Annotated in this window: 14 protein-coding genes; 12 read left to right on the forward strand and 2 right to left on the reverse strand. The window is 69.0% G+C overall.

Annotated elements, in window-relative coordinates:
* Window positions 1–152 precede the first annotated feature (152 nt).
* The 5 genes from ACXJLU_RS05020 to ACXJLU_RS05040 all read left to right on the forward strand — a co-directional run bounded on the left by ACXJLU_RS05020 (window position 153) and on the right by ACXJLU_RS05040 (window position 6,011).
* On the forward strand, window positions 153–929 hold the full coding sequence (locus ACXJLU_RS05020; protein WP_457329363.1) for an MBL fold metallo-hydrolase: 777 nt from the start codon (window positions 153–155) through the stop codon (window positions 927–929).
* Window positions 930–1,143: 214 nt separating this feature from the next.
* Window positions 1,144–1,623: a pilin gene (locus ACXJLU_RS05025; protein ID WP_457329364.1), complete on the forward strand. Its 480-nt coding sequence runs from the start codon at window positions 1,144–1,146 to the stop codon at window positions 1,621–1,623.
* A gap of 69 nt (window positions 1,624–1,692) precedes the next feature.
* Window positions 1,693–3,399: a PglL family O-oligosaccharyltransferase gene (locus tag ACXJLU_RS05030; protein WP_457329365.1), complete on the forward strand. Its 1,707-nt coding sequence runs from the start codon at window positions 1,693–1,695 to the stop codon at window positions 3,397–3,399.
* Between the two features lie 60 nt (window positions 3,400–3,459).
* Entirely contained in the window at window positions 3,460–4,230 is a 771-nt protein-coding gene (gene tfpZ / locus ACXJLU_RS05035) for a TfpX/TfpZ family type IV pilin accessory protein (protein WP_457329366.1), read from the forward strand.
* Window positions 4,230–6,011, forward strand: a complete 1,782-nt coding sequence (locus ACXJLU_RS05040) for a PglL family O-oligosaccharyltransferase (protein WP_457329367.1) — start codon at window positions 4,230–4,232, stop codon at window positions 6,009–6,011. Before tfpZ ends, ACXJLU_RS05040 begins: the two co-directional genes overlap by 1 nt.
* Here the strand turns inward: ACXJLU_RS05040 and moaC are convergent.
* Entirely contained in the window at window positions 6,004–6,525 is a 522-nt protein-coding gene (moaC, locus tag ACXJLU_RS05045) for a cyclic pyranopterin monophosphate synthase MoaC (RefSeq protein ID WP_457329368.1), read from the reverse strand. The two genes, ACXJLU_RS05040 and moaC, sit on opposite strands and share 8 nt — an antisense overlap.
* Before the next feature lie 73 nt (window positions 6,526–6,598).
* Here moaC and ACXJLU_RS05050 point away from each other — a divergent pair, with 73 nt between their 5' ends.
* The 6 genes from ACXJLU_RS05050 to ACXJLU_RS05075 all read left to right on the forward strand — a co-directional run bounded on the left by ACXJLU_RS05050 (window position 6,599) and on the right by ACXJLU_RS05075 (window position 19,015).
* Window positions 6,599–8,254 carry a M48 family metalloprotease gene (locus tag ACXJLU_RS05050; protein WP_457329369.1) on the forward strand — a complete coding sequence of 552 codons (1,656 nt, stop codon included), beginning with the start codon at window positions 6,599–6,601 and terminating at the stop codon, window positions 8,252–8,254.
* Window positions 8,255–8,313: 59 nt separating this feature from the next.
* A complete protein-coding gene (locus tag ACXJLU_RS05055; protein ID WP_457329370.1) occupies window positions 8,314–14,169 on the forward strand; it encodes an alpha-2-macroglobulin family protein in 5,856 nt (1,951 codons plus the stop codon).
* Window positions 14,166–16,286 (forward strand): penicillin-binding protein 1C, encoded by a 2,121-nt coding sequence (pbpC, locus tag ACXJLU_RS05060; protein ID WP_457329371.1) that lies wholly within the window; start codon window positions 14,166–14,168, stop codon window positions 16,284–16,286. The genes ACXJLU_RS05055 and pbpC overlap by 4 nt, the downstream gene beginning before the upstream one ends.
* 83 nt (window positions 16,287–16,369) lie before the next feature.
* A complete protein-coding gene (locus ACXJLU_RS05065; RefSeq protein ID WP_457329372.1) occupies window positions 16,370–16,609 on the forward strand; it encodes a hypothetical protein in 240 nt (79 codons plus the stop codon).
* Between the two features lie 93 nt (window positions 16,610–16,702).
* Entirely contained in the window at window positions 16,703–17,920 is a 1,218-nt protein-coding gene (alaC, locus tag ACXJLU_RS05070) for an alanine transaminase (RefSeq protein WP_457329373.1), read from the forward strand.
* Between the two features lie 138 nt (window positions 17,921–18,058).
* On the forward strand, window positions 18,059–19,015 hold the full coding sequence (locus ACXJLU_RS05075) for a hypothetical protein (protein WP_457329374.1): 957 nt from the start codon (window positions 18,059–18,061) through the stop codon (window positions 19,013–19,015).
* Window positions 19,016–19,028: 13 nt separating this feature from the next.
* Here the strand turns inward: ACXJLU_RS05075 and ACXJLU_RS05080 are convergent, their stop codons facing one another.
* Window positions 19,029–19,388 (reverse strand): phage holin family protein, encoded by a 360-nt coding sequence (locus ACXJLU_RS05080; RefSeq protein ID WP_457329375.1) that lies wholly within the window; start codon window positions 19,386–19,388, stop codon window positions 19,029–19,031.
* A gap of 284 nt (window positions 19,389–19,672) precedes the next feature.
* Here ACXJLU_RS05080 and ACXJLU_RS05085 point away from each other — a divergent pair, with 284 nt between their 5' ends.
* Window positions 19,673–22,837 carry a S8 family peptidase gene (locus ACXJLU_RS05085; RefSeq protein ID WP_457329376.1) on the forward strand — a complete coding sequence of 1,055 codons (3,165 nt, stop codon included), beginning with the start codon at window positions 19,673–19,675 and terminating at the stop codon, window positions 22,835–22,837.
* The last annotated feature ends 52 nt before the right edge of the window (window positions 22,838–22,889 follow it).

The following is a 22,889-nucleotide window of genomic DNA, read 5'->3' on the forward strand; positions in this document are numbered from 1 at the left end:
AAGCAATTCACGTCGATCCCGAATGCCGGGTATCGAGGTGTTCAAGGCGGGCCCAATCGCGGCTTCGCACCTTGCATCACCGGGCGGTCGCGGTCAGCATTCAGCGTTCTGTCCTGCTGGCGTGCCTGTGTCGCGCGCCTCCTGCCACCGCCATGAAAATCCGCGTCCTCGGGTGCTCCGGGGCCATTGCCGCAGGCAGCCGGACCACCGCCTTCCTGATTGAACACGATGTGCTCGTCGATGCGGGCACCGGCGTGGGCGACCTGTCGCTCGACGAGCTGGCGCAAATCGACCACATCCTGATCAGCCACTCGCACCTCGATCACATCCTGTCGATCGGCCTGCTGGCCGACAGCGTGATGCGCCGGCGCATGGCCGCCGGCCGGCCGCCGATCCAGGTGCATGCGCTGCCGCAGACGCTCGAGGCGCTGCGCCAGCACATCTTCAATGGCGTGATCTGGCCCGACTTCACGCGGCTGCCGAGCCGCGAGCAACCGGTGCTGCAGTTGCGGCCGTTCGAGGTCGGCCAGCAGCTGGTGCTCGGCGGCAAGACCTTCGAGGTGCTGAGCGCGGCGCACACCGTGCCGGCGGTCGGCTTCGGGCTGCAAGGCGCCGAGGGCTGGTGGATCTACACCGGCGACACCGGGCCGAACCCGCTGCTGTGGGAGCGGCTGTCGTCGCTCAAGATAGAACACCTGGTGATCGAGACGGCGTTCAGCGACGACGAGCGGCAGCTCGCCCGCATCAGCCGCCACCTGTGCCCGGCGGCGCTCAGCCATGAGCTGGCGTCGCTGAAGGGCGCGGTCGATGTTCACATCACGCACATCAAGCCGGGTGAAGTGGCCTCGGTGATGAAGGAAGTTGCCAACCTGGTCACGCCGCATCGCATCGCCGCGCTGCAGGCGGGCCAGATGATCGAACTGGCTTGAAGCATCTGACAACCGTTTGCGCAATCCCGTTTACAGAAACGAAGTGACGGTTTTGGTCAATGCAGAACGGGCGCGGTAGGCATTTGGTGCAAGCGGTGACCGGCTGCGTCAGAACAACGGTCGAAAATCACATCAAAACTAGGGATTGAGCTTGGCACGAGGGCTGCATCTTATTCTTCGTGTCCCACCCGTTCCCATCTCAGGAGAGCTCTACATGAAGCGCGTTCAACAAGGTTTCACCCTCATCGAACTGATGATCGTCGTTGCGATCATCGGTATTCTGGCTGCCGTCGCACTGCCGGCTTACCAGGACTACACCAAGCGTGCCAAGGTCTCTGAAGTCATCCTGGCTGCCTCCGGCTGCCGCACGGCCGTGACGGAAGTCTACGGTTCGAGCTCGCTGTCGGTCATCCCGACCGGCGGCTGGGGCTGCGAGCAAGTCAGCTCGACGTCCAAGTATGTCAGCTCGATCGCTGTCAGCGCCAACGGCGCCATCACCGTCGGCGCTCAAGGCACCGGCGACACGGCCAACATCGACGGCTTCGTTGTGACCCTGGTCCCGGCTGATGCTGCAGGCGCTGCGCTGTCCTACGTGCCTGGCACGGTCATCAACCGCTGGATTTGCGGCTCGAAGACCGTCACCCCGGCCACCACGGTCAACCAGAAGTACCTGCCGGGCTCGTGCCGCGGCTGATCGACTCTCGCAGTCGATACGCAAGGAAGGGCAGCCATTGGCTGCCCTTTTTTATTGGATCCGCGGAAGATGAAATCAACCACCGATTGGCGCTTCGTGCCGGTCGCGCTCATTGGCCTGGCGTGGCTGAATCCGAACCACTATGCACCGTGGGCCGCATTCCACTCCGACTGGCTGGCCACGCTCGCCTTGATCGCCATGTTGGCCGTAGTGGCCTTTGATCGGCGGCGACCGGCTCTGAGCCTTCCCGCGTCGGCGCTCGCAGTGGCCGTGCTGGCACTGGTGCCGCTGCTTCAATCCCTGGCCGGACAGACACTGTTCTTCGGCGACGCCCTCATCGCGGCCGCCTACATGGCCGGACTGTCGATTTCGATCGCCGCGGGAGCCAATGCCACCCGCGGTCAGCTCGCCGACACCCGCTTCAGCGAGGTCGCGGCACTGCTGGTCCTGCTTGCCGCGCTGCTCTCACTGGGCGTGGCACTGACGCAGTGGCTTCGCCTCGATGGCTTCGGCATCTGGTCGGTCGACATGCCTGTCGGCGGCAGACCTTACGGGAACCTTGGGCAGCCCAACATGCTCGCCACCCTGCTGTTTCTCGGCCTGTGTGGCGCACTGTTCCTCTACGAACGAACGGCGATCGGGCTGACCGGGCTGATGCTGTCTGGCGTTCTGATCTGCTTTGGCGTCGCCATGACGCAATCTCGCGTCGGCTGGGTAGAATTCACCACCCTGATCGGTTGGCTGCTGGTGCAGCGTCGGCGCGCTCGGCTCCGGGTTCCGCCGTGGGTGTTGTTCTTCTTCGCCGCCGTGCTGCTGATCTCCGTCGTCGGCTGGGAACGTCTATGCGAGACATTGATGCTGTCGCAAGGGCGCGAACTGCGGGAACAGTTGACGGGCGGTGCCCGGCTCATCCACTGGGAAACCATGCTCGATGCCGCGCTGCGGCAACCCTGGCTGGGGTACGGCTGGAACCAGAGCGCCGTTGCGCAAGCTGTTACGGCCAACGACCACCGCGCCAGCTTCGAGATGGTGGAGCATGCTCACAGCATCCTGCTGGACCTCGTGATCTGGAACGGATTCCCGCTGGCATTGCTGATCCTGGCCGGCGCGATCGCCTGGCTCTGGTCGCGGTTTCGGGCATGCCGTGACGCCGGCACCATCATGCTGATGGTCGCCGTGCTGATCCTGATCGTCCACAGCCTGATCGAGTTTCCGCTGGAGTACGCCTTCTTCCTGTTCCCGTTCGGATTCATGCTGGGCGTACTGGACACCTCCGCGCCGGTGACATGGGCCGTGCGGATTCCACGTGTCGCCGCCGTGTTCGCGTTGCTCGGCTGCATCGCCTTGACGTCGTGGATCACGTGGGAATATGCACAAGCCGAAGAAAGTTACCGCGATCTGCGCTTCGAGGGTGCGAGGATCGGCCCGCCGCGCACTCTGCACGCACCCGACTTGGTGCTGCTGACCCAGCTGCGCGAATTCCTGCACTTCGCCAACACACAGGCGCGGCGAGGCATGCCCCCCGAGGAACTCGACATGATGCGTGATGTCGCAGCGCGATACGGCCACCCGCCGGTCCTGTTCCGATACGCGCTGGCTTCTGCGTTGAATGGCCGTCCCGATCAGGCGCGCGACACTCTGCGCCGCCTCTGCAAGACGCAAATGATCGAGCGATGCGAAGAAGGCCGCGAGGCTTGGGTGGCGGCCAGCCAGGGAGAGTTTCCTGAGCTTCGAGCCGTTGAGTTCCCTGCTGTCCCGACACTGAGCAAGCGGTGAGGGCCTCAGCCGGGCGTTCGCGCATTTGAGAGAATCCGCGATCAGCATCCCTCCCGGCCCATGAAACGCTTCTCCGACCTGCCGCGCCGCCTGCGCGCTACCGTGTTGCACCTGCTGTTCAGCGTCCTGGTCGCGACGGCAGCCAGTCTGCTCGTCTTCGTGCTCTGGTATCCCTCGCCCTACGGGGCGCTGACCGGTGGCCTTGAACTGTTCGGGTTGTTGACCGGCGTCGACCTGATCCTCGGCCCCCTGCTGACGGCGGTCGTCGCGAACGGGGCCAAGCCCAGGCGCGAATTGTTCAGAGACATCGCCGCCATTGCCGTGGTGCAGCTCGCCGCACTGGGCTATGGGCTCCATACCATTGCGCTGGCTCGCCCGGTGGTGATCGCCTTCGAGGTGGATCGCATGCGCGTGGTGACCGCTTCGGAAGTGGCCGTCGACGAACTGCCGTCGGCTCCTGCGGACTTGCAGCACCTTTCTTGGACCGGCCCGAAGCTCATCGCCGCCCTCAAGCCGACGTCGGCCGACGAGCAGTTTCGTTCGATGACGCTCGGAATGAGCGGCGTCGACCTGTCGATGGTGCCGAAGTACTGGGCTGACTACGCGCAGGCACGCGCCGATGTGCTGCGTGTTGCCAAACCGGTCTCCGTGCTGGTTCAACACTATCCGGCCGCGGCCGAGTCGGTGCGCGCTCTGTCCGCCAAGGCCGGTGTGGAAGTGAAGGACCTTCGCTTCCTGCCGCTGATGTCGCGCCGGGCGAGCTGGGTCACGCTGGTCGCGCAACCTGATGCGCGCATCGTCGGCCATCTCCCGCTGGACGGCTTCTTCTGATGGTCGCTTCGCGTTCCACCTCCAATGTCGAACCTGCCCTGGCCAGTGGCCTGTTGCTGGTCGCCATCGCCGTTCCGACGCTGCTGGCCTTCAATGTCCCGCCATCGGCAACGCTGCTGAACCAGGCTGCGGCACTGGCGGGATGGGGTGTGGCTGCGCTGATGCTGTCGCTCACCATCACCCTGCATGCCGTTCCTCCCCGTGGTGCTGCTGCGTCGCTCGCGGCCATAGCGGCGCTGCTGATCCTCTCTGTCTCGGCGCTGGTCGCGCCCGTTGCGACAGGTGCGCCGTGGCCGTTGGCCCTGTCGTCAACCGGCACAATTTTCGCTGCGGCCGTCACGCTGGTCGTCGGCGTCACTGTGGGACGCTCGCTCGAGCAGCGGGACCCGGTGTTCCACTCGCTGTGCCTCGCGCTGTTCATCGCCGGCCTGCTCAGCGTCCTGGTGGCCCTCATCCAGTCCTTCGTCCCCCAGTGGGCCGACGGCAACTGGATCGCCCGGCCTGCCACACCGGGGCGCGCCGGCGGCAACCTGCGCCAGCCCAATCACCTGAGCAGCCTGCTGGTCTGGTCGCTCGCGGCCTTGGCGTGCTTGCACGAGGCCTGGGTCGAGCGTCCGCGGGACCCGCGCCTGGCCATGGCCCGCGTGGCCTCGTTGCTCGCCATGGGCTCGCTGGTCCTCGGGGTTGTGCTGACCGTCTCGCGCACCGGCATGGTCTGCGTGCTGTTGCTTGCCGTCTGGGGCGTGGTCGATCGACGCCTGTCGCGCTTCACGCGCATCTTGCTGTTGCTGATGCCGGTCCTCTACGTGCTGTCGTGGATGCTCGCAACCGCCGGCGTCCAGACCTTCGCCGGCGACTCGCAGATCCACGGATCGGACCCGTCCAGCTCGCGCTTCGGCATCTGGGCCAATGCGCTGTCGCTGATTGCGCAGCACCCCTGGCTCGGCGTGGGATGGGGCGAGTTCAACTTCGCGTGGACCCTCACGCCCTTCCCCGGCAGGCCGGGTGCCTTCTTCGACCACACCCACAACCTCCCGCTGCAGCTGCTGGTCGAGCTCGGCATCCCGCTCGGCACCCTCGTGATGGCCTTGCTGCTGTGGGCCCTGTGGAAGGCGTTCGTCGCAGCGCGGCGAGCGGCGTCGACCGATGGCCTGACCCAGCGCGGTGCCCTCGTGATGGTGCTGACGATGGCGGTCCACAGCATGCTCGAGTACCCGCTGTGGTATGCCTACTTCCTGCTGCCGACGGCCTTCGCGTTCGGCATCTGCCTGGGCGGCATTCGCGAGCCCCGTGAGCTTGCGGCGCCCGCGGCGGCGCGCCGCATCTCGACGGCCCTGGCCATCGGCTCGGCCCTGCTGGTGGTCGGCGCCATCGTGTCGGTGCTCGACTACATGCGCGTCGTGGTCATCTTCTCGCCGCCCGAGAATGCGGCCCCGCTGCCGGAACGCATTGCCGACGGCCAGCGCAGCTGGCTGTTCGCCCACCACGCCGACTACGCCGCCGGCACCATCGCCGAGCATCCCGGCGAGGCGCTGGGCAGTTTCAAGCGCTCGACCCACTACCTGCTGGACACCCGGCTGATGATGGCCTGGGCCAAGGCGCTCGAAGAAAGCGGCGACACCGACCGCGCCCGCTATGTCGCCCAGCGGCTGCGCGAGTTCAACAACCCGGGCGCTGCCGAGTTCTTCGCCCCTTGCGAAGCACCGAAGGCGGCGTCGACCCCGCTGCCGTTCCAGTGCCTGCAGCCGAGCCGCCCGCTGAGCTTCGAAGACTTCAGGTAGCCGCCACCCAGTCCCCCGACTTCCCGCCGTGCTTCTCCAGCACCCGGATCTCCCCCATCACCATCCCGCGGTCGACGGCCTTGCACATGTCGTAGACCGTCAGCAGCCCGACCTGCACCGCCGTCAGCGCCTCCATCTCGACGCCGGTGCGCCCGAGCGTCTCGACCTGCGCAATGCAGCGCACCAGGTTCTGCGCGGGATCGATCTCGAAATCGACCGCCACCTTCGTGATCGGCAGCGGGTGGCACAGCGGGATCAGCTCGGCGGTGCGCTTGCTGGCCTGGATCGCCGCGATGCGCGCGATGCCGATCACGTCGCCCTTCTTCGCGGTGCCACTCTGGATCAGCGCCAGCGTGGCCGGCAGCATGCGGATCACGCCGGCGGCGCGTGCGATGCGGTGCGTCTCGGCCTTGGCCGACACGTCGACCATGTGCGCCTGCCCCTGCGCGTCGAAATGGGTCAGGGCGGGGTCGCTCGCCGGCAGGGACTGCACTGGGGGAAGGGGCTTGGACATGAAGGGAAACATCCGGGCAACGTGGCGCTGGCATCATAGCGATCGGCCGCTCTTCGCCTTCGCGCCCCACCGGATGACACGCCCGATCCCCATCACCGCGCTTATCACCGCGCCTCCCACCCGCCCGACCGTCGCCGCCCGCCTCGTCGCGTCGCTGTGCGCGCTGGCCTTGCTCGGCAGCAGCGGCTGGGCGCAGGCGCAAGGCGCGGCATCCAGCCCCGGCCCCGAGCCGGTGCCGGCCACCCAGAACGCGCTGCCCGCGCTCGGCGATTCGGTGTCGGATGACCTGAGCGTCGGCACCGAGCGCCGCATCGGCGACCAGATCATGCGGGCGATCCGACAAGACCCCGACTACCTCGACGACCCGGTGCTGCTCGAGTACCTGCAGTCGCTCTGGCAGCCGCTGGTCGCGGCCTCGCGCGCCCAGGGCAACATCGGCGGCGAGATCGACCAGCGCTTCGCGTGGGAGCCCTTCCTGGTGCGCGACAAGACCGTCAATGCGTTCGCGCTGCCCGGCGGCTACGTCGGCGTGCACCTGGGCCTGATCGCGATGACGGCCACGCGCGACGAGCTCGCGTCGGTGCTGGCACACGAGATGTCGCACGTCACGCAGCGCCACATCGCGCGCGGCATGGTCAACAGCCGGCGCCAGTCGCTGATCGGGCTGGCCGGCATGATCCTCGGCGTGATCGCCGCCACGCGCAGCACCCGCGTCGATGGCGCCAACGCGATCTTCACCGGCGCGCAGGCCGCCTCGGTGCAGGGCCAGTTGAACTTCTCGCGCGACATGGAGCGCGAGGCCGACCGCGTCGGCTTCAACGTGCTGACCGGCGCCGGCTTCGCACCCGGCGGCATGGCCGCGATGTTCGAGAAGCTCGACCAGGCCTCGCACCTGAACGACAGCGGCGGCTTCCCGTACCTGCGCACCCACCCGATCACCACCGAGCGCATCGGTGATGCCCGCCAGCGCCTGGGCACCGCCGCGCCGGTGCCGCCGGTCAGCGTGCTCGCGCACGTCGCGGCGCAGGCCCGTGCTCGCGTGATGATGGATGCGCGCACCGATGCGCTGCGCCGCTGGCAGTCGCAAGACAAGGTCGCGGCCACCGCCAGCGTCGGCGAGCGCCTGAACGCCGCCTATGCCAGCGCGCTCGCGTCGACGCTGCTGCACGACTGGGCGCGCGCCGATGCCGCGCTGCAGGTGGCGCTCGGCGTGGTGCGCGGCAGCCCGCGCAGCGATGCCACCGCCGAGCGCGAGGTCGTGATGCTGCAGGCGCAGTCGCTGGCCGAACGCGGCGACGGCGTGCGCGCCGGCCAGGTGCTGAAGCCCTACCTCGACGGCGGCGCCACGCCGTCGCGGGCGGTGCTGCTGCTGCAGGCCCAGGTGGCGCTGGCCTCGCCGAAGACCGACCCGGCCATCAAGCGCAGCGCCGACGACCTGCAGACCTGGACCACGCTGCACCCGACCGACGCGCTCGCCTGGCAGCAACTCAGCCGCACCTGGGAGCAGCTCGGCCTGCAGCTGCGCTCGCTGCGCGCCGATGCCGAATCGCACTACGCCGTCGGCGACCTGACCGGCGCGGTCGATCGCCTGCGCGCCGGCCAGCGCCTGGCCCGCACGCCGGGCGGCAAGGTCGATTTCATCGACGCGTCGATCATCGATGCGCGGCTGCGCGACCTCGAAGGCCAGCGCCGCCGGCAGATGGAAGACGAGCGCCGCCAGGAAGGCTGACGTCCCGCTGAATCCGGCCCGGTGTGCCTTATCCTCCCGGCACTTCAGGAGGAGACGGCATGCCACGATCCATCGCCCGGGCCATCGGCGCCGCCACGTTCGCGCTGCTGGCCGCAGCGGCCGTTTCCACGCAGGCCGCCACCATCGCGTCGGTCAGTCCGCAAGGCGAGGTCGCGCAGGTCCGCCAGCTCACGGTGAAGTTCTCCGAAGCGGTGGTGCCGTTCGGCGACCTGCGCCTACCCGACCCGCTCGGCGTGGCCTGCGAAGGCCAGTCGCGTGCCGGCTCGGGCCGCTGGGCCAACGACCGCGTCTGGCTGTACGACTTCCGCGAGGCGCTGCCGCCCGGCACGCGCTGCACGCTGAAGGCGAAACCCGACTGGAAGCCGCTGAACGGCGCGCTGACCGGTGGCACCGAGTTCAGCTTCAGCACCGGCGGCCCGGCCGTCGAGTCGACGCTGCCGTACGCCGGCAACCAGGTCGAAGAAGACCAGCATTTCGTGCTGCGGCTGACCGGCCCGGCGGTCGAGGCCAGCGTCGCGGCGCATGCGGCCTGCGAGGTCGAGGGCATCGGCGAGCGCATGCCGGTGCGCGTGGTCGGCGGCGCGATTCGCGACGAGGTGATCAAGGCGCGGCAGCTCGAGAAGCAGGCCGAGCGCGTCGTCGTGCTGACCTGCCAGCGCCCGCTGCCGCCCGACAGCGTGCTGCGCCTGGTCTGGGGTGCCGGCATCGCGGCGCAGGTCAACCCGAAGATCGTCACGCGCACCGAGCAGCGCTTCAACTTCCGCGTGCGCAAGGCCTTCAGCGCCGAGTTCAGCTGCGAGCGCGAGCGGGCCGAAGCACCGTGCCTGCCGATCCGGCCGATGACGCTGCGATTCTCGTCGCAGCTGCCGCGCGAACTGGCCGCGGCGATCCGCCTGCAGCCGGCCTCGGGCCAGGCGATCGCGCCGGCCTTCGATGCGGACGACAAGTCGACCGAGGTCGACAGCCTGCGCTTCCCGACGCCGCTGCCCGAGCGCGCCACCTTCACGATCGAGCTGCCGCGCAACCTGAAGGACAGCTCGGGCCGCGCGCTCGCGAATGCCGCGAGCTTTCCGTTGAAGGTCGCGACCGGCGATGCTCCGCCGATTGCGAAGTTCGCGGCCGCGCCGTTCGGCGTCGTCGAGCTGAATGCCGACGCGATGCTGCCGGTCACGCTGCGCCATGTGCAGGGCGACCTGCGGCCGGCCGCCGGCGGGGGCGCGGTGCGCATCAAGACGCTGCGCACCGATGCCGACATGCTGCAGTGGTACGCCCGCGTCGCGCGCTACCACGAGAGCCGGCTGACCGCGAAGGAAGCCGGCCTGCCGGCCGCGCAGCACTACGAGATCGAGCGCGTCGTCGACGCCAAGGGCCGCAGCAAGGAAGTGCGCCATGAACGCTACGTCGAGACCCGCGAGCTGTCGCTGCTGAACAGCGCGGGCGACGCGAAGCGCATGGACCTGCCGCAACTCGCCGGCGGCGACCCACGACCGTTCGAGGTCGTCGGCATCCCGATCGCCGACCCCGGCTACCACGTGGTCGAGATCGAATCGCGCCGCCTCGGCGAGGCGCTGCTCGACAAGAAGGCGCCGATGTACGTGCGCGCCGGCGTGCTGGTCACCAACCTCGGCGTGCACTTCAAGCTCGGCCGCGAGAACAGCGTGGTCTGGGTCACGACGCTCGACCGCGGCAAGCCGGTCGCCGAGGCCGACGTCGCCGTCAACGACTGCCGCGGCCGCCGGCTGTGGGCCGGCCGCACCGATGCGAACGGCCTCGCGCGCATCGACCAGGTGCTGGAGCGCGCCGACGAATGCCCGGCCGACACCGGCTTCTTCGTCACCGCGCGCAAGCCGACGCCGAAGGGCCTGACCGACACCGCCTTCGTCTTCAGCAGCTGGCAGAAGGGCATCGAGACCTGGCGCTTCAGCTTCCCGACCAGCAGCGACGCGCAACCCGACGTGCAGGCGCACACGGTGTTCGACCGCACGCTGCTGCGCGCCGGCGAGACGGTGTCGATGAAGCATTTCCTGCGCCGCGAGACCAGCAGCGGCCTGGCCGCGTTGCCGGCCGAGCGGCTGCCGACGCGGCTGAAGATCGTGCACCAGGGCAGCGGGCAGGAAGTCACCGTGCCGCTGAGCTGGAACGGCACGCGCAGCGCGGTGTCGAGCTGGAACATCCCGCCGGCCGCCAAGCTCGGCGTGTATGACGTGACGCTGGAGCGCGAAGGCAGCGAGGCCGAGCGGCAGCGCAGCAGCTGGTCCGCCGGCAGCTTCCGCGTCGAGGAATTCCGGCTGCCGCTGGTCGACGCGCGCGTCAGCGGGCCGAAGGAGGTGCCGATCGCGCCGAAGGAGCTGCCGATCGGCGTGCAGCTGAACTACTTCGCCGGCGGCGGGATGGCGCAGGCCCCGGCGCGGCTGACCGCGCTGCTGCGCCCGCGCGCCAGCGGCTTCGCGGGCTACGACGAATTCAGCTTCGAGCCGCCGCGCGACCCGAAGCAGGCCGGGCGCAGCGACGACGGCGACGAAGGCGCGCCCGAATCGAGCGGCAAGGTGGTCGCCGACAAGCTGCCGGTGATGACCGACCGCGACGGCGCGGCCAGCATCACCGTGAAGGACCTGCCGCCCATCCAGCGGCCGAGCGAGCTCGTCACCGAGCTCACCTTCAACGACCCGAACGGCGAGGTGCAGACCGCGTCGACCACGGTCGCGCTGTGGCCGAGCGCGGTGGTGCTGGGCATGAAGACCGGCTCGTGGGCGAGCGCGCGCGGCAAGGTCAAGCTGCAGGTGCTGGCGCTCGACACCGCCGGCAAGCCGGTCAAGGGCCAGGCCGTCGAGGTGCGCGGCCGGCTGTCGCAGGTCATCAGCACGCGCAAGCGCATGGTCGGCGGCTTCTACGCCTACGACAACCGCACCGAGGTCAAGGAGCTCGGCACGGTGTGCAGCGGCAGCACCGACGACCGCGGCCTGCTGCTGTGCGACGCGGCGCTCGAGAACGCCGGCCAGGTCGAGCTGATCGCGAAGGCGAGCGACAAGGCCGGCCACCTGGCCGAGGCGGCGTCCAGCGTGTGGGTCACGAAGCAGGGCGAACTGTGGTTCGCGCAGGACAACGACGACCGCATCGACGTGCTGCCCGAAAAGAAGAGCTACGAGCCCGGCGAGACCGCGCGGCTGCAGGTGCGCATGCCGTTCCGCGAGGCGACCGCGCTGATCAGCGTCGAGCGCGAGGGCGTGATCGCGACGCGCGTCGTCACGCTGCGCGGCGACGACCCGACGGTGGAGCTGAAGATCGAGCCGTCGTGGGGCCCGAACGTCTACGTCGACGTGCTGGTGCTGCGCGGGCGCATCCGCGAGGTGCCGTGGTATTCGTTCTTCAGCTGGGGCTGGAAGGAGCCGCTGAACTGGGCGCGCTCGTTCTGGTACGAGGGCCGCGAGTACCAGGCGCCGACCGCGATGGTCGACCTGTCGAAGCCGGCCTTCAAGCTCGGCATCGCGGCGCTCAAGGTGGGGTTGCAGGCGCACCGGCTGCAGGTCAGCGTGACAGCAGACAAGCCGCAGTACGCGGTGCGCCAGACCGCGAAGGCGCGCATCAAGGTGCTGCACGACGGCAAGCCGCTCGCGAACACCGAGGTGGCCTTCGCCGCGGTCGACGAGGGCCTGCTCTCGCTGCGCCCGAACGATTCGTGGGACCTGCTCGGCGCGATGCTGAAGCCGCGCGCGCTCGGCGTCGAGACCAGCACCGGGCAGAGCGAGATCATCGGCCGGCGGCACTACGGCCGCAAGGCGGTGGCGGCCGGCGGCGGTGGCGGCAAGAACGCGACGCGCGAGCTGTTCGACACGCTGCTGCTGTGGAAGGCGCAGGTGCTGCTCGATGCCAACGGCGAGGCGGTGGTCGACGTGCCGCTCAACGATTCGCTGACCAGTTTCCGCTTGGTCGCGGTGGCCGATGCCGGGCTGCAGCAGTTCGGCAGCGGCAGCACCAGCATCCGCGTCACGCAGGACCTGCAGGTGCTGTCGGGCCTGCCGCCGCTGGTGCGCGATGGTGATCGGTTCAGCGCGATGCTGACGCTGCGCAACACCACGACGCACGAGATGACCGTGCGGGCCACGCTGACTGGCACCGCCAACAGCGGTGGCGAGCGCGGTGCTGACATCGTGCGCACGCCGATCGAGCTGCCGCCGCAGGAGGTGGTGCTGCCGGCCGGCGGTGCGAAGGAGCTGGTGTGGCCGGTCGACGTGCCGGCCGAGGTGTTCAGCATCGCGTGGGAGGCGGGCGCCGAGGAGCAGGCCGGTGACAAGGCGAAAGACAGGCTGAAGCTCACGCAGCTTGTCAGCGCCGCGGTGCCGGTGCGCGTGCTGCAGGCGACGCTGTCGCAGCTCGACGGCCCGTTCACGCTGCCGGTGGCGGCGCCGGCCGATGCGCTGCCGGAGAGCGGCACCAAGCGCGGCGGCCTGAACGTCGGCGTTCAGCCGAAGCTGACCGGCGCGCTGCCCGGCATCCGCCGCTACTTCGAGACCTACCCATTCATCTGCCTGGAGCAGAAGACCTCGAAATCGGTCGGCCTGAAGGACGCGAAGCTGTGGGCCGGTGTCGCGAATGCGCTGCCGACCTACCTCGACAGCGACGGGCTCGCGAGCTACTTTCCGCCGCGTGCCGAAGACGGCGCGCGCGGCAGCGACCGGCTCACCGCCTACGTGCTGGCCGCTACGCACGAGGCCGGCTTCGAGCTGCCGCCGGCCGCGCGCGACAGCATGCTCGACGGGCTGACGGCCTTCGTCGAGGGCCGCATCGAGCGCAAGTTCTGGTCGCCACGTGCCGACCTGGACGTGCGCAAGCTCGCCGCCATCGAGGCGCTGTCGCGCTACGGCCGTGCGCAGCCGAAGATGCTGGGCTCGGTCAACATCACGCCGAACCAGTGGCCGACCGCCGCGGTGATCGACTGGCTCAACATCCTGCGCCGCGTGCAGGGCGTGCCGGAGCAAGCGAAGCGGCTGGAGGAAGTGCAGCAGATCCTGCGCGGCCGGCTCACCTATGCCGGCACGACCTTGCGCTTCAGCAACGAGGGCGACGACTTCTGGTGGTGGCTGATGGACAGTGCCGACGCCAACGCGGCGCGGCTGATCCTCGCGGTGCTCGACGACCCGGCCTGGCGCGACGACCTGCCGCGCATGGTGGTGGGCAGCCTGGGCCGCCAGCGCGGCGGCGCGTGGCTGACGACCACGGCCAACCTGTGGGGCTCGCTCGCGCTCGACAAGTTCTCGGCGAAGTTCGAATCCGCCAAGGTCGCGGGCCGCACGGTGGCGAGCACCGGCGGCGCGCCGGTCGCGATCGACTGGGGCAAGTCGGCCGACGGCGGCACGGTGACGCTGCCGTGGCCCGACAAGGCCGGCACGCTGGGCGTGGTGCAGGAGGGCGGCGGCAAGCCGTGGCTGACGGTGCAGAGCCTGGCCGCGATCCCGCTGAAGGAGCCGATCCGCGCCGGCTACAGCCTCGCGCGCACGGTCACCGCGGTCGAGCAGAAGGACAAGTCGAAATGGTCGCGCGGCGACGTGCTGCGGGTGCGGGTCGAGGTCGACGCGCAGTCGGACATGACCTGGGTGGTGGTCAGCGACCCGGTGCCGGGCGGCGCGACGCTGCTCGGCTCGGGCCTCGGCCGCGACAGCGCGATCGCGACGCAGGGCGAGAAGCGGCAAGGTGCATGGCCGGTGTACGAGGAGCGCAGCTTCGAGGCCTTCCGCAGCTACTACGACTATTTGCCGCGCGGCAAGCACGTGATCGAGTACACCGTGCGGCTCAACAACCCCGGCCGCTTCGCGTTGCCGCCGACGCGGGTGGAGGCGATGTACGCGCCGGAGAGCTTCGGCGAGCTGCCGAACACGGCGATCGAGGTCGCGCCGTGAAGCGGGCCGCCTGCTCTGCGTTGCTGCTGTTCGCAGCGGCCGCAGCGCAGGCGCTGCCGAGCTTCAGCGAGGTGAAGACGGCGTGGAGGCCGTCCGACGTGACGCTGCTTGCGCGCGACGGCACGCCGCTGCAGACCGTGCGTGTCGACAAGAGCGCGCGCCGGCTGGCCTGGGTGCCGCTGCAGGACATCTCGCCGGCACTGCTCCAGGCAATAGTGCTCAGCGAAGACCGGCGCTTCTATGAGCACAGCGGCGTCGACTGGGGCGCGGTCGCGACCAGCGCCTGGGCCAACGTGTGGAACACCCGCACGCGCGGCGCGTCGACGCTGACGATGCAGCTCGCCGGCCTGCTCGACGACGATCTCGCGCGGCCGGCCGGCGGGCGCAGCGTCGCGCAGAAGCTCGGCCAGGCCGTCACCGCGACGCGGCTCGATGCGCGCTGGAAGAAGAGCGAGATCCTCGAGGCCTACCTGAACCGGGTCGCGTTCCGCGGCGAGGTGGTCGGCATCGATGCGCTGTCGCAGACGCTGTTCGGCAAGCACCCGGGCGGGCTGGACGTCGACGAGGCGGCGATCGCGGCGGCGCTGCTGCGCGGGCCGAACGCGGCGCCTGCCGTCGTCGCGCAACGGGTCTGCGGCGTGCTGCAGCTGCAGAAGCTCGATTGCAAGGGCGTCACCGCGCTGGCGCAGACGGCACTGCTGCGCCAGGGCGGCATGCCGCTGGGCGAGCAGCTCGCGCCGCATTTCGCGCGCCAAGTAGTGGTCGGCGATGCGGCGGTTCAGGCCAGCGTGCAGCGCACGACGCTCGATGCGCGGCTGCAGCGTTTCGCGGTCAACACGCTGCGCCGGCAACTGGCCGAGCTGTCGGGCCGCAACGTCGAGGACGGCGCGATCGTCGTGCTCGACAACGCGAGCGGCGAGGTGCGCGCGTGGGTCGGCTCGAGTGGCAGCTATTCCGACGCGGCCCAGGTCGACGGCGTGCTGGCGCGCCGCCAGCCGGGCTCGACGCTGAAGCCTTTCGTCTACGAACTGGCCTTCGAGCGCCGGCTGATCACGCCGGCCAGCCTGCTCGACGATTCGCCGGCGCAGCTGGCCACCACCAACGGCCTGTACCTGCCGCAGAACTACGACCACGCGTTCAAGGGCTGGATCAGCGCGCGCACCGCGCTCGGCGCGAGCCTGAACGTGCCGGCGGTGCGGGTCGGCGCGATGCTCGGGCCCGATGCGTTGGTCGAGCGGCTGAACGCGCTGGGGCTGGCGCTGCCCGAGACTGGTGGCTTCTACGGCCATTCGCTGGCGCTCGGCAGCGCCGACGTGAGCCTGCTGGCGCTGACCAACGCGTACCGCACGCTCGCCAACGGCGGGATGTTCTCGCCGCCGGCGCTGCGCGGCGCGGCGGGCGCACCAAGGCGTGTCGCGAGCGCGGCGGCGAGCTGGCTCGTCACCGACATCCTGGCCGACAACGCGGCGCGGGCGCGCACCTTCGGGCTGGACAGCAGCCTGGTCACGAAGGGCTTCGCCGCGGTGAAGACCGGCACCAGCAAGGACATGCGCGACAACTGGTGCGTCGGCTTCACCGACCGCTACACCGTCGGCGTGTGGGTCGGCAATGCGAGCGGCGAGGCGATGCACGACGTGAGCGGTGTCAGCGGCGCCGCGCCGGTGTGGCAGGCGCTGGTGCGGCATCTGCACGACGGTGCGCCGTCGAAGCGGCCGGTCGTGCCGGCGGGCGTGGTGACGATGCCGATCCGCTTCGACGACCAGCGCGAGGCGGCGCGCGACGAGGTGTTCGTCGCCGGCACCGAGCAGGCGCTGTGGAGCCCGAGCGCGCAGGTGCGCGGCACGCAGCGCTTCGGCATCGTCAGCCCGCGCGACGGCAGCATCTTCGCGATCGACCCCGACATGCCACCCGCCGCGCAGCGCATCGTGCTGGAAGGCGAGGGCGGCAGCTGGTGGATGGACGGCAAGGCGCTGGGACAGGGCGAGCGGCTGCACTGGGCGCCGTGGCCGGGGCGGCACGAGCTGAAGCTGATGGGGCGTGATGGAGCGCTGTTGCAGGCGGTGAAGTTCGAGGTGCGGGGGGCGGATGTGCGGGCGGCGAAGCGGCGGCTTCGTTGAGTCCGGTGGAACTTGCGCAGGCCGAGCGTCACTCAGGGGTGCAACATGGGCGTGGTGCCCGTGAGCATCTTCTGGAGACTGGCATGTTCAAGGCTATCGGGAATCTCTTCGCAAAGCGTGCAGACGGGCACAAGCGCTTGCCCGAACCAGCCGATGACAAGGCGCTCAACAGCCCGCGAGAGACCGAACCAGTCAACACGGCAATGGCCGCGGAGCGAAAAGGTGCGCAGGACACGACGTCCGATGCGATGACGAAAGAAGAAGACAAAGCCAGAAAAGCCGAGGCCTTCAAGAATTCCCTCAAGGACAAGGGCTTCCTCTGAGCGAGCCGCCGTCTATCATGTGTCCGGGCCGCGCCTCATGCGCGGCTCACGTCGCTCGGACGGTTCCGGGCGCTCACGTGAAAGTCTTCTTCAATGTCCTCCTCCGCAGGCCAGCGCCGCTTCGCGCGCATCGACCGCCTTCCCCCCTACGTCTTCAACATCACCGCCGAGCTGCGCGCTGCCGCACGACGGCGCGGCGAAGACATCATCGACATGAGCATGGGCAACCCCGACGGGCCCACGCCGCCGCACATCGTTGCCAAGCTCGCCGAGGTGGCACAGCGGCCCGACACGCACGGCTACTCCACGTCGAAGGGCATCCCGCGGCTGCGCCGCGCGATCTCGCACTGGTACCAGGACCGCTACGGCGTCGCGATCGACCCCGACACCGAGGCCATCGTGACGATCGGCTCGAAGGAGGGCCTGTCGCACCTGATGCTCGCGACGCTGGACCGCGGCGACACCGTGCTGGTGCCCGACCCGAGCTACCCGATCCACATCTACGGCGCGGTGATCGCCGGTGCCGACATCCGCTCGGTGCCGCTGGTGCCGGGCGTCGACTTCTTCGCCGAGCTGGAGCGCGCGATCCGCGGCAGCTACCCGAAGCCGAAGATGATGGTGCTGGGCTTCCCGAGCAACCCGACGGCGCAGTGCGTCGAGCTGGACTTCTTCGAGCGCGTGGTGGCGCTCGCGCGCAAGCACGACATCTTCGTCGTGCACGACCTGGCCTATGCCGACATCGTGTTCGACGGCTGGAAGGCGCCGTCGATCATGCAGGTGCCGGGCGCGAAGGACATCGCGGTCGAGTTCTTCACGCTGTCGAAGAGCTACAACATGGCCGGCTGGCGCATCGGCTTCATGGTCGGCAACCGCGACCTGGTGGCGGCCCTCGCGCGCATCAAGGCGTACCACGACTACGGCACCTTCACGCCGCTGCAGGTGGCGGCGATCGCCGCGCTGGAGGGTGATCAACAGTGCGTGAAGGACATCGCCGCGCAGTATCAGCGCCGCCGCGACGTGCTGGTGAAGGGCCTGCACGAGGCCGGCTGGATGGTCGAGACGCCGAAGGCCTCGATGTACATCTGGGCGCGCATCCCCGAGACCTACCGGGCGCTCGGCTCGCTGGAGTTCGCCAAGCAGATGCTGGCGAAGGCGAAGGTGTCGGTGTCGCCGGGCATCGGCTTCGGCGACCACGGCGATGACCATGTCCGTTTTGCCCTGATCGAGAACGAGGCCCGCATCCGGCAGGCGGTGCGGGGGATCAAGGCGATGTTCAAGGCGGATGGGGTGGCAGGGGTGCGAACGACCTGACAAACGGCAGCGACGAGACGGGAACTGATCGGGCCCGCCTTGTTACTCAAGGCGGGCAGAGAGGCGGCGTGTCGTGCGTTGCCTTCACTGCGCACCACACGGTCCCTCCAAAGTTCCACTCCTTTCAAGGTCAGGCGTATGTCGTTGCCATCACCCAGCAAAGTTCTTCATTCAGCCACCAAGGTACTGAATAGGCTGAACAAGGCCCCGGAGTACTTCTCCAATGGTCAAAAAGTGAGCGGACGTGCTTGGCACGAAGCGCAAGGGCTGATTTATCACAAGAACAACGCTGACGAGATCGCCGGTGAGGTGGCGGAGAAGACTCTCCAAATCGTCGATGCGGTGGCTCGTAAAGTGAACAAGGCTCGGGACGAAGCGAGGGGTGCGCTGGACGATTGCGTCGGGTCTGCCAAGAAGGTCTGTCATGAGTTGGGCCGCCACGCGAAGAGAGCGATAGGCGGTGCAGTTCTTCAAGTGTCGGAGTCTGGAATTCCGAAGAAGGTGGCCCACCATGCGAAGGGCGCGATGAGCGAAGTCGCTTGTCAAGCGCGGGGAGCGGTCAGTGTTGTCGCTCAAGGGGCGGAAGATGCTGCAAGCAACATGCGCAAGTCAGCGAGGAATGCCGCCTCGCGTGTTCGTGGGGTCGCACGCAAACTGAATTCGACAGGCCGTGATGCTTTGAGCCAGTTGGCCGCGAAGATCAAGAGTCGCAAGTACGAACCCAGAAACTACCAGTACGCGGAACCTGCTCGTGCTGACAGCGAGAAGGGGCATTACCAGTCACATTGCGTGGAGACTCTTGACGTTGTCGCGCAGCAGTGCAGGGTCGATGGAGACACGGGGAACGCTTACAAGGCTTTCTATGACCATGCCGCCTACGTTGCTCAACAGACCCGTCCTCAACAGACTCAACAGACCCACCTGATCAGCTATGCGGAATTGCTGTTGATTGCGCAGCTCGTGCAGAGCAATATGCCTCGACTGCATTCGCACCATCTCAACAACGAGACCGCCGCCTTCACGACACTGGTCTTCGATATGCGCACGCAGGCGCTGTCGCTGCGTACGCAAGAGAATCAGGAAGCTCGCGGCTGAAGGCGCTGGGTTCTCACCCCGCCTTTGACGAAAACACCGCCTCCAGAGCGGTATCGATCACCACCCCGCACAAGCTGTAGATCAACGACCCGATCAGCGCCGCGAAGAACCCGGCGACCGCGAGGCCGCTGAGCAGTTGCGCCGCGAAATAGAACATCAGCGCGTTGATCACGAACAGGAACAGCCCGAGCGTCAGCACCGTGACCGGCAGCGTCAGCAGCACGAGGATCGGCCGCAGCAGCGCGTTCAGCAGGCCCAGCACCAGCGCGGCCAGCATCGCCGAGCCGAAGCTGGTCACCGTGACACCGGGGTAGAGGTGGGCCACCAGCAGCAGGGCGGCGGCCAGCAGGAACCAGCGGATGAGGGTCTTCATCGGCGCGAGCATACCCGGGCACGTCGCGTCGCCGCAATCGAGATCGGGCCGGTCGCGCGGCCGGGCGCCGACGTGGTCTGACGACCCAGGGTTTTCCGCTCCCCCCAGGGTTAGGGGGAAGGAAATGTCACGCCTTGACACACCGGAGGTGCGCCACCGAGCATGCACGCTCCCATCAACCCTCACGCACAGCGCCGTGGCACGCATCCGTGCTTCGCGCTGTCCCGGTCCGGCTTGCAGGCAGTCGGACGGATCGGGTGGACGTGCCCCACAAGGAGTGTCTCGTGTCTATCCGAATTTCCTGGAAGTCCGGGCTGGCCCTCGCCGCCGCGCTCGTCCTGACCGCCTGCGGCGGCGGTGGCGGCAGCAGCGGCGATGCGCCCGATACCGCGTCGGCCGCGGATGCCCCGCTCGCCGACGCGCCGGTGCGCACCATTCAGCAGACCGCCGTGCCCGGCGGCCGTGTCGACGTGCTCGACACGCGCCTGTCGAAGGCGACCGGCGCCGTCGACGTGTGGGTGACGCTCGACGACGCGCCGGTGGCCGCTGCCGCCGCGCAGCTCGCGATCGCCGCCTCGACCACCGAACGCACGCTCAGCGTGAAGACGCTGCGCGAAGCCCCGCAGGCCACGCGCGAAGCGCTGGCCGCGCACCGCAAGTCGGTGCTGTCGCACCAGGACGCGCTGCAGTCGCGCCTGTCCACGCTCGGCGCCCAGGAGTTGGGCCGCGTCCACATGGCGCACAACGCCATCGCGGTGCGCGTCGATGCCTCGCAGCTGAAGGCGATCGCGGCTCTGCCGGGCGTCGCCAAGGTGCGCCGCGTGAACCACTACGAGATGAGCCTGAGCGAAACGGTGCCGTACATCGGCGCGACCGCCGCGCAGCAGGCGGGTGCCGACGGCACCGGCGTGCGCGTGGCGGTGATCGATTCGGGCATCGACTACACGCACCGCAACCTCGGCGGTGCCGGCACGCCCGAGGCCTACCTGAAGGCCTACGGCACCGACCCGAGCGACCCGCGCAACACCACCATCGACCCGAGCGTGTTCCCGACCGCCAAGGTCATCGGCGGGTTCGATTTCGTGGGTGACGTGTGGCCGAACGGTCCGCGCACCGAAGACCCGAACCCGATCGACTTCCAGGGCCACGGCACGCACGTCGCCGACATCATCGCCGGCAAGAGCCTGGACGGCACCCACAAGGGCGTCGCCCCCGGCGCCAAGCTGCTGGCGCTGCGCGTGTGCAGCGCGGTCGCGACCAGCTGCAACGGCGTCGCGATCCTGAAGGCGATCGACTGGTCGATCGACCCGAACGGCGACGGCGACCCGTCCGACGCGGTCGACGTGATGAACCTGTCGCTCGGTTCCGACTACGGTCAGGTGATCGACGACTCCACCGAAGCCATCTCGACGGCGGTGGACGCCGGCATCGTCGCGGTCGTGGCCGCGGGCAATGCCGCGAACAAGCCGTACATCGTCAGCTCGCCGTCGATCGCCCCCGGGGCCATCAGCGTCGCGCAGACGCAGGTGCCGAGCGCGGTGGCCTTCGGCCTGAAGATCAACTCGCCGGCCTCGATCGCCGGCACCTATGGCAACACCGCGACGGTCGACTGGGCGCCGATCGCCGGCGGCTTCAGCGGCGACGTGGTCTTCGTCGGCACCGCCTGCCCGGGCGTGCCGCTGTTGGCCGACCCCACCGGGAAGGTCGCGTTGATCGACCGCGGCACCTGCTCGGTCAGCCTGAAGGTGGACGCAGCCGGCGCGGCCGGTGCCACCGGCGTGCTGCTCGGCCTGGTCGCTCCCGGCGACGCGGTGTCGTTCAGCAACGGCGGCGGCACGCACTTCGTGCCGACGCTGGTGATCACGCAATCGACGTCGAACAAGATCAAGGCCAACATCGCGGCGCCGGTCAACGTGACGGTCAGCGACGGCACCAAGGTGCCGCTGGTCGGCAGCATGGCCAGCACCTCGGCGCGCGGCCCGAGCATCAGCTACCAGACCATCAAGCCCGAGATCGGCGCGCCCGGCGCGTCGGTGTCGGCGGTGGCCGGCAGCGCGACCGGCGAAGAGGCCTTCGGCGGCACCTCGGGCGCGACGCCGATGATCGCCGGCTCGGCGGCCATCCTGATCGGCAAGTACCCGAACCGCACGCCGCTGCAGATCAAGTCGATGCTGATGAACAGCGCGACGAACCTGGTCTACACCAACCCGGCGCTGCTGCCGGGCGTGCTGGCGCCGATCACGCGCATCGGCGCGGGCGAGGTGCGGGTCAACAAGGCGCTGGCGCTGAATGCCATCGCCTATGAGCCGACCTCGCTGTCGGCGGCGTTGTCGTTCGGTGCGCAGGAGGTCTCGGCCCCGGCCGAGTACGAGAAGAAGCTGGTGGTCGAGAACTTCGGCACCACGGCCAAGACCTTCTCGATCAAGAGCGCGTTCCGCTTCGCCGACGACCAGGCCAGCGGCGCGGTGACGATCTCGGCACCGAGCTCGGTGAAGGTGGCTGCGGGAGGCCGCCAGGTGATCACCGTGAAGCTGCGCGTGAACCCCGCGAAGCTGCCCGAGTGGACGCTGGACAGCGGCGCGCTGGGCGGCAGCGGCGACCTGCTCGACGCGCCGGAGTACGACGGCTACCTGACGCTCACCGCAGGCACCGAGCTGCTGAGCGTGCCGTGGCACATCCTGCCGCGCAAGGCGGCGCAGACGCTCGCGGTGGCGGCGGTGCGTCCGAACTGGCCGGGCGGCATCATCCTGATGGGCAACGTCGGCGCGGCCGACAGCGAGTTCGACATCTTCGCGCTCACCGGCACCAGCAAGAAGGCCGATCCGGCCGAGCTGCCGCAGCCGGGCGACAACTTCGCGTTCATCGACATGCGTGCGATCGGCGTGCGCTACGTGGCCGACGGCGGGGCGCTGCAGTTTGCGCTGAGCACCTTCGGGCGGCGCGCGACGGCGAACTACCCGGCCGGCTTCGAGGTCGACATCGACGTCGACCGCGACGGCGTGCCGGACTTCGCCGTCTACAACGCGGAGCAGGGCGGGTTCGGTGTCACCGGCATCAACCTGATCAACGTGGTGAACCTCGCGACGGGCGTGGGAGGCGCCTATTACTACGCGGATGCGGACTTCAACTCGGCCAACATGATCATGACGGTGCCGCTCGCGGCGCTGGGCCTGACGCCCGACCAGCAGTTCGACTTCACCGCGAGCGCGGCCGACAACTACTACACCGGCAACGTGACCGATGCGTTCGACAAGATGACCTTCACGCCGGCCAAGCCGCGCTACGCGGTCAACGGCGACAGCAGCGGCATCGTGCGCAGCCTGCGCATCCAGCGCGTGGACACGCTGACGCCGGTCGGCGGCGCGGTGGCGTCGCCGTCGCAGAAGGGGTTCCTGGTCATGCTGCGCCGCGAGGCCGGCACGGAAGCCCAGGTGATCGTGGCGAAGTGACGCCCACCCCCGAGGCGCTTCGCGCCTCCCCCTCGAGGGGGCGCCCTCAGTG

The sequence above is a fragment of the Rhizobacter sp. P5_C2 genome, from assembly GCF_054049715.1.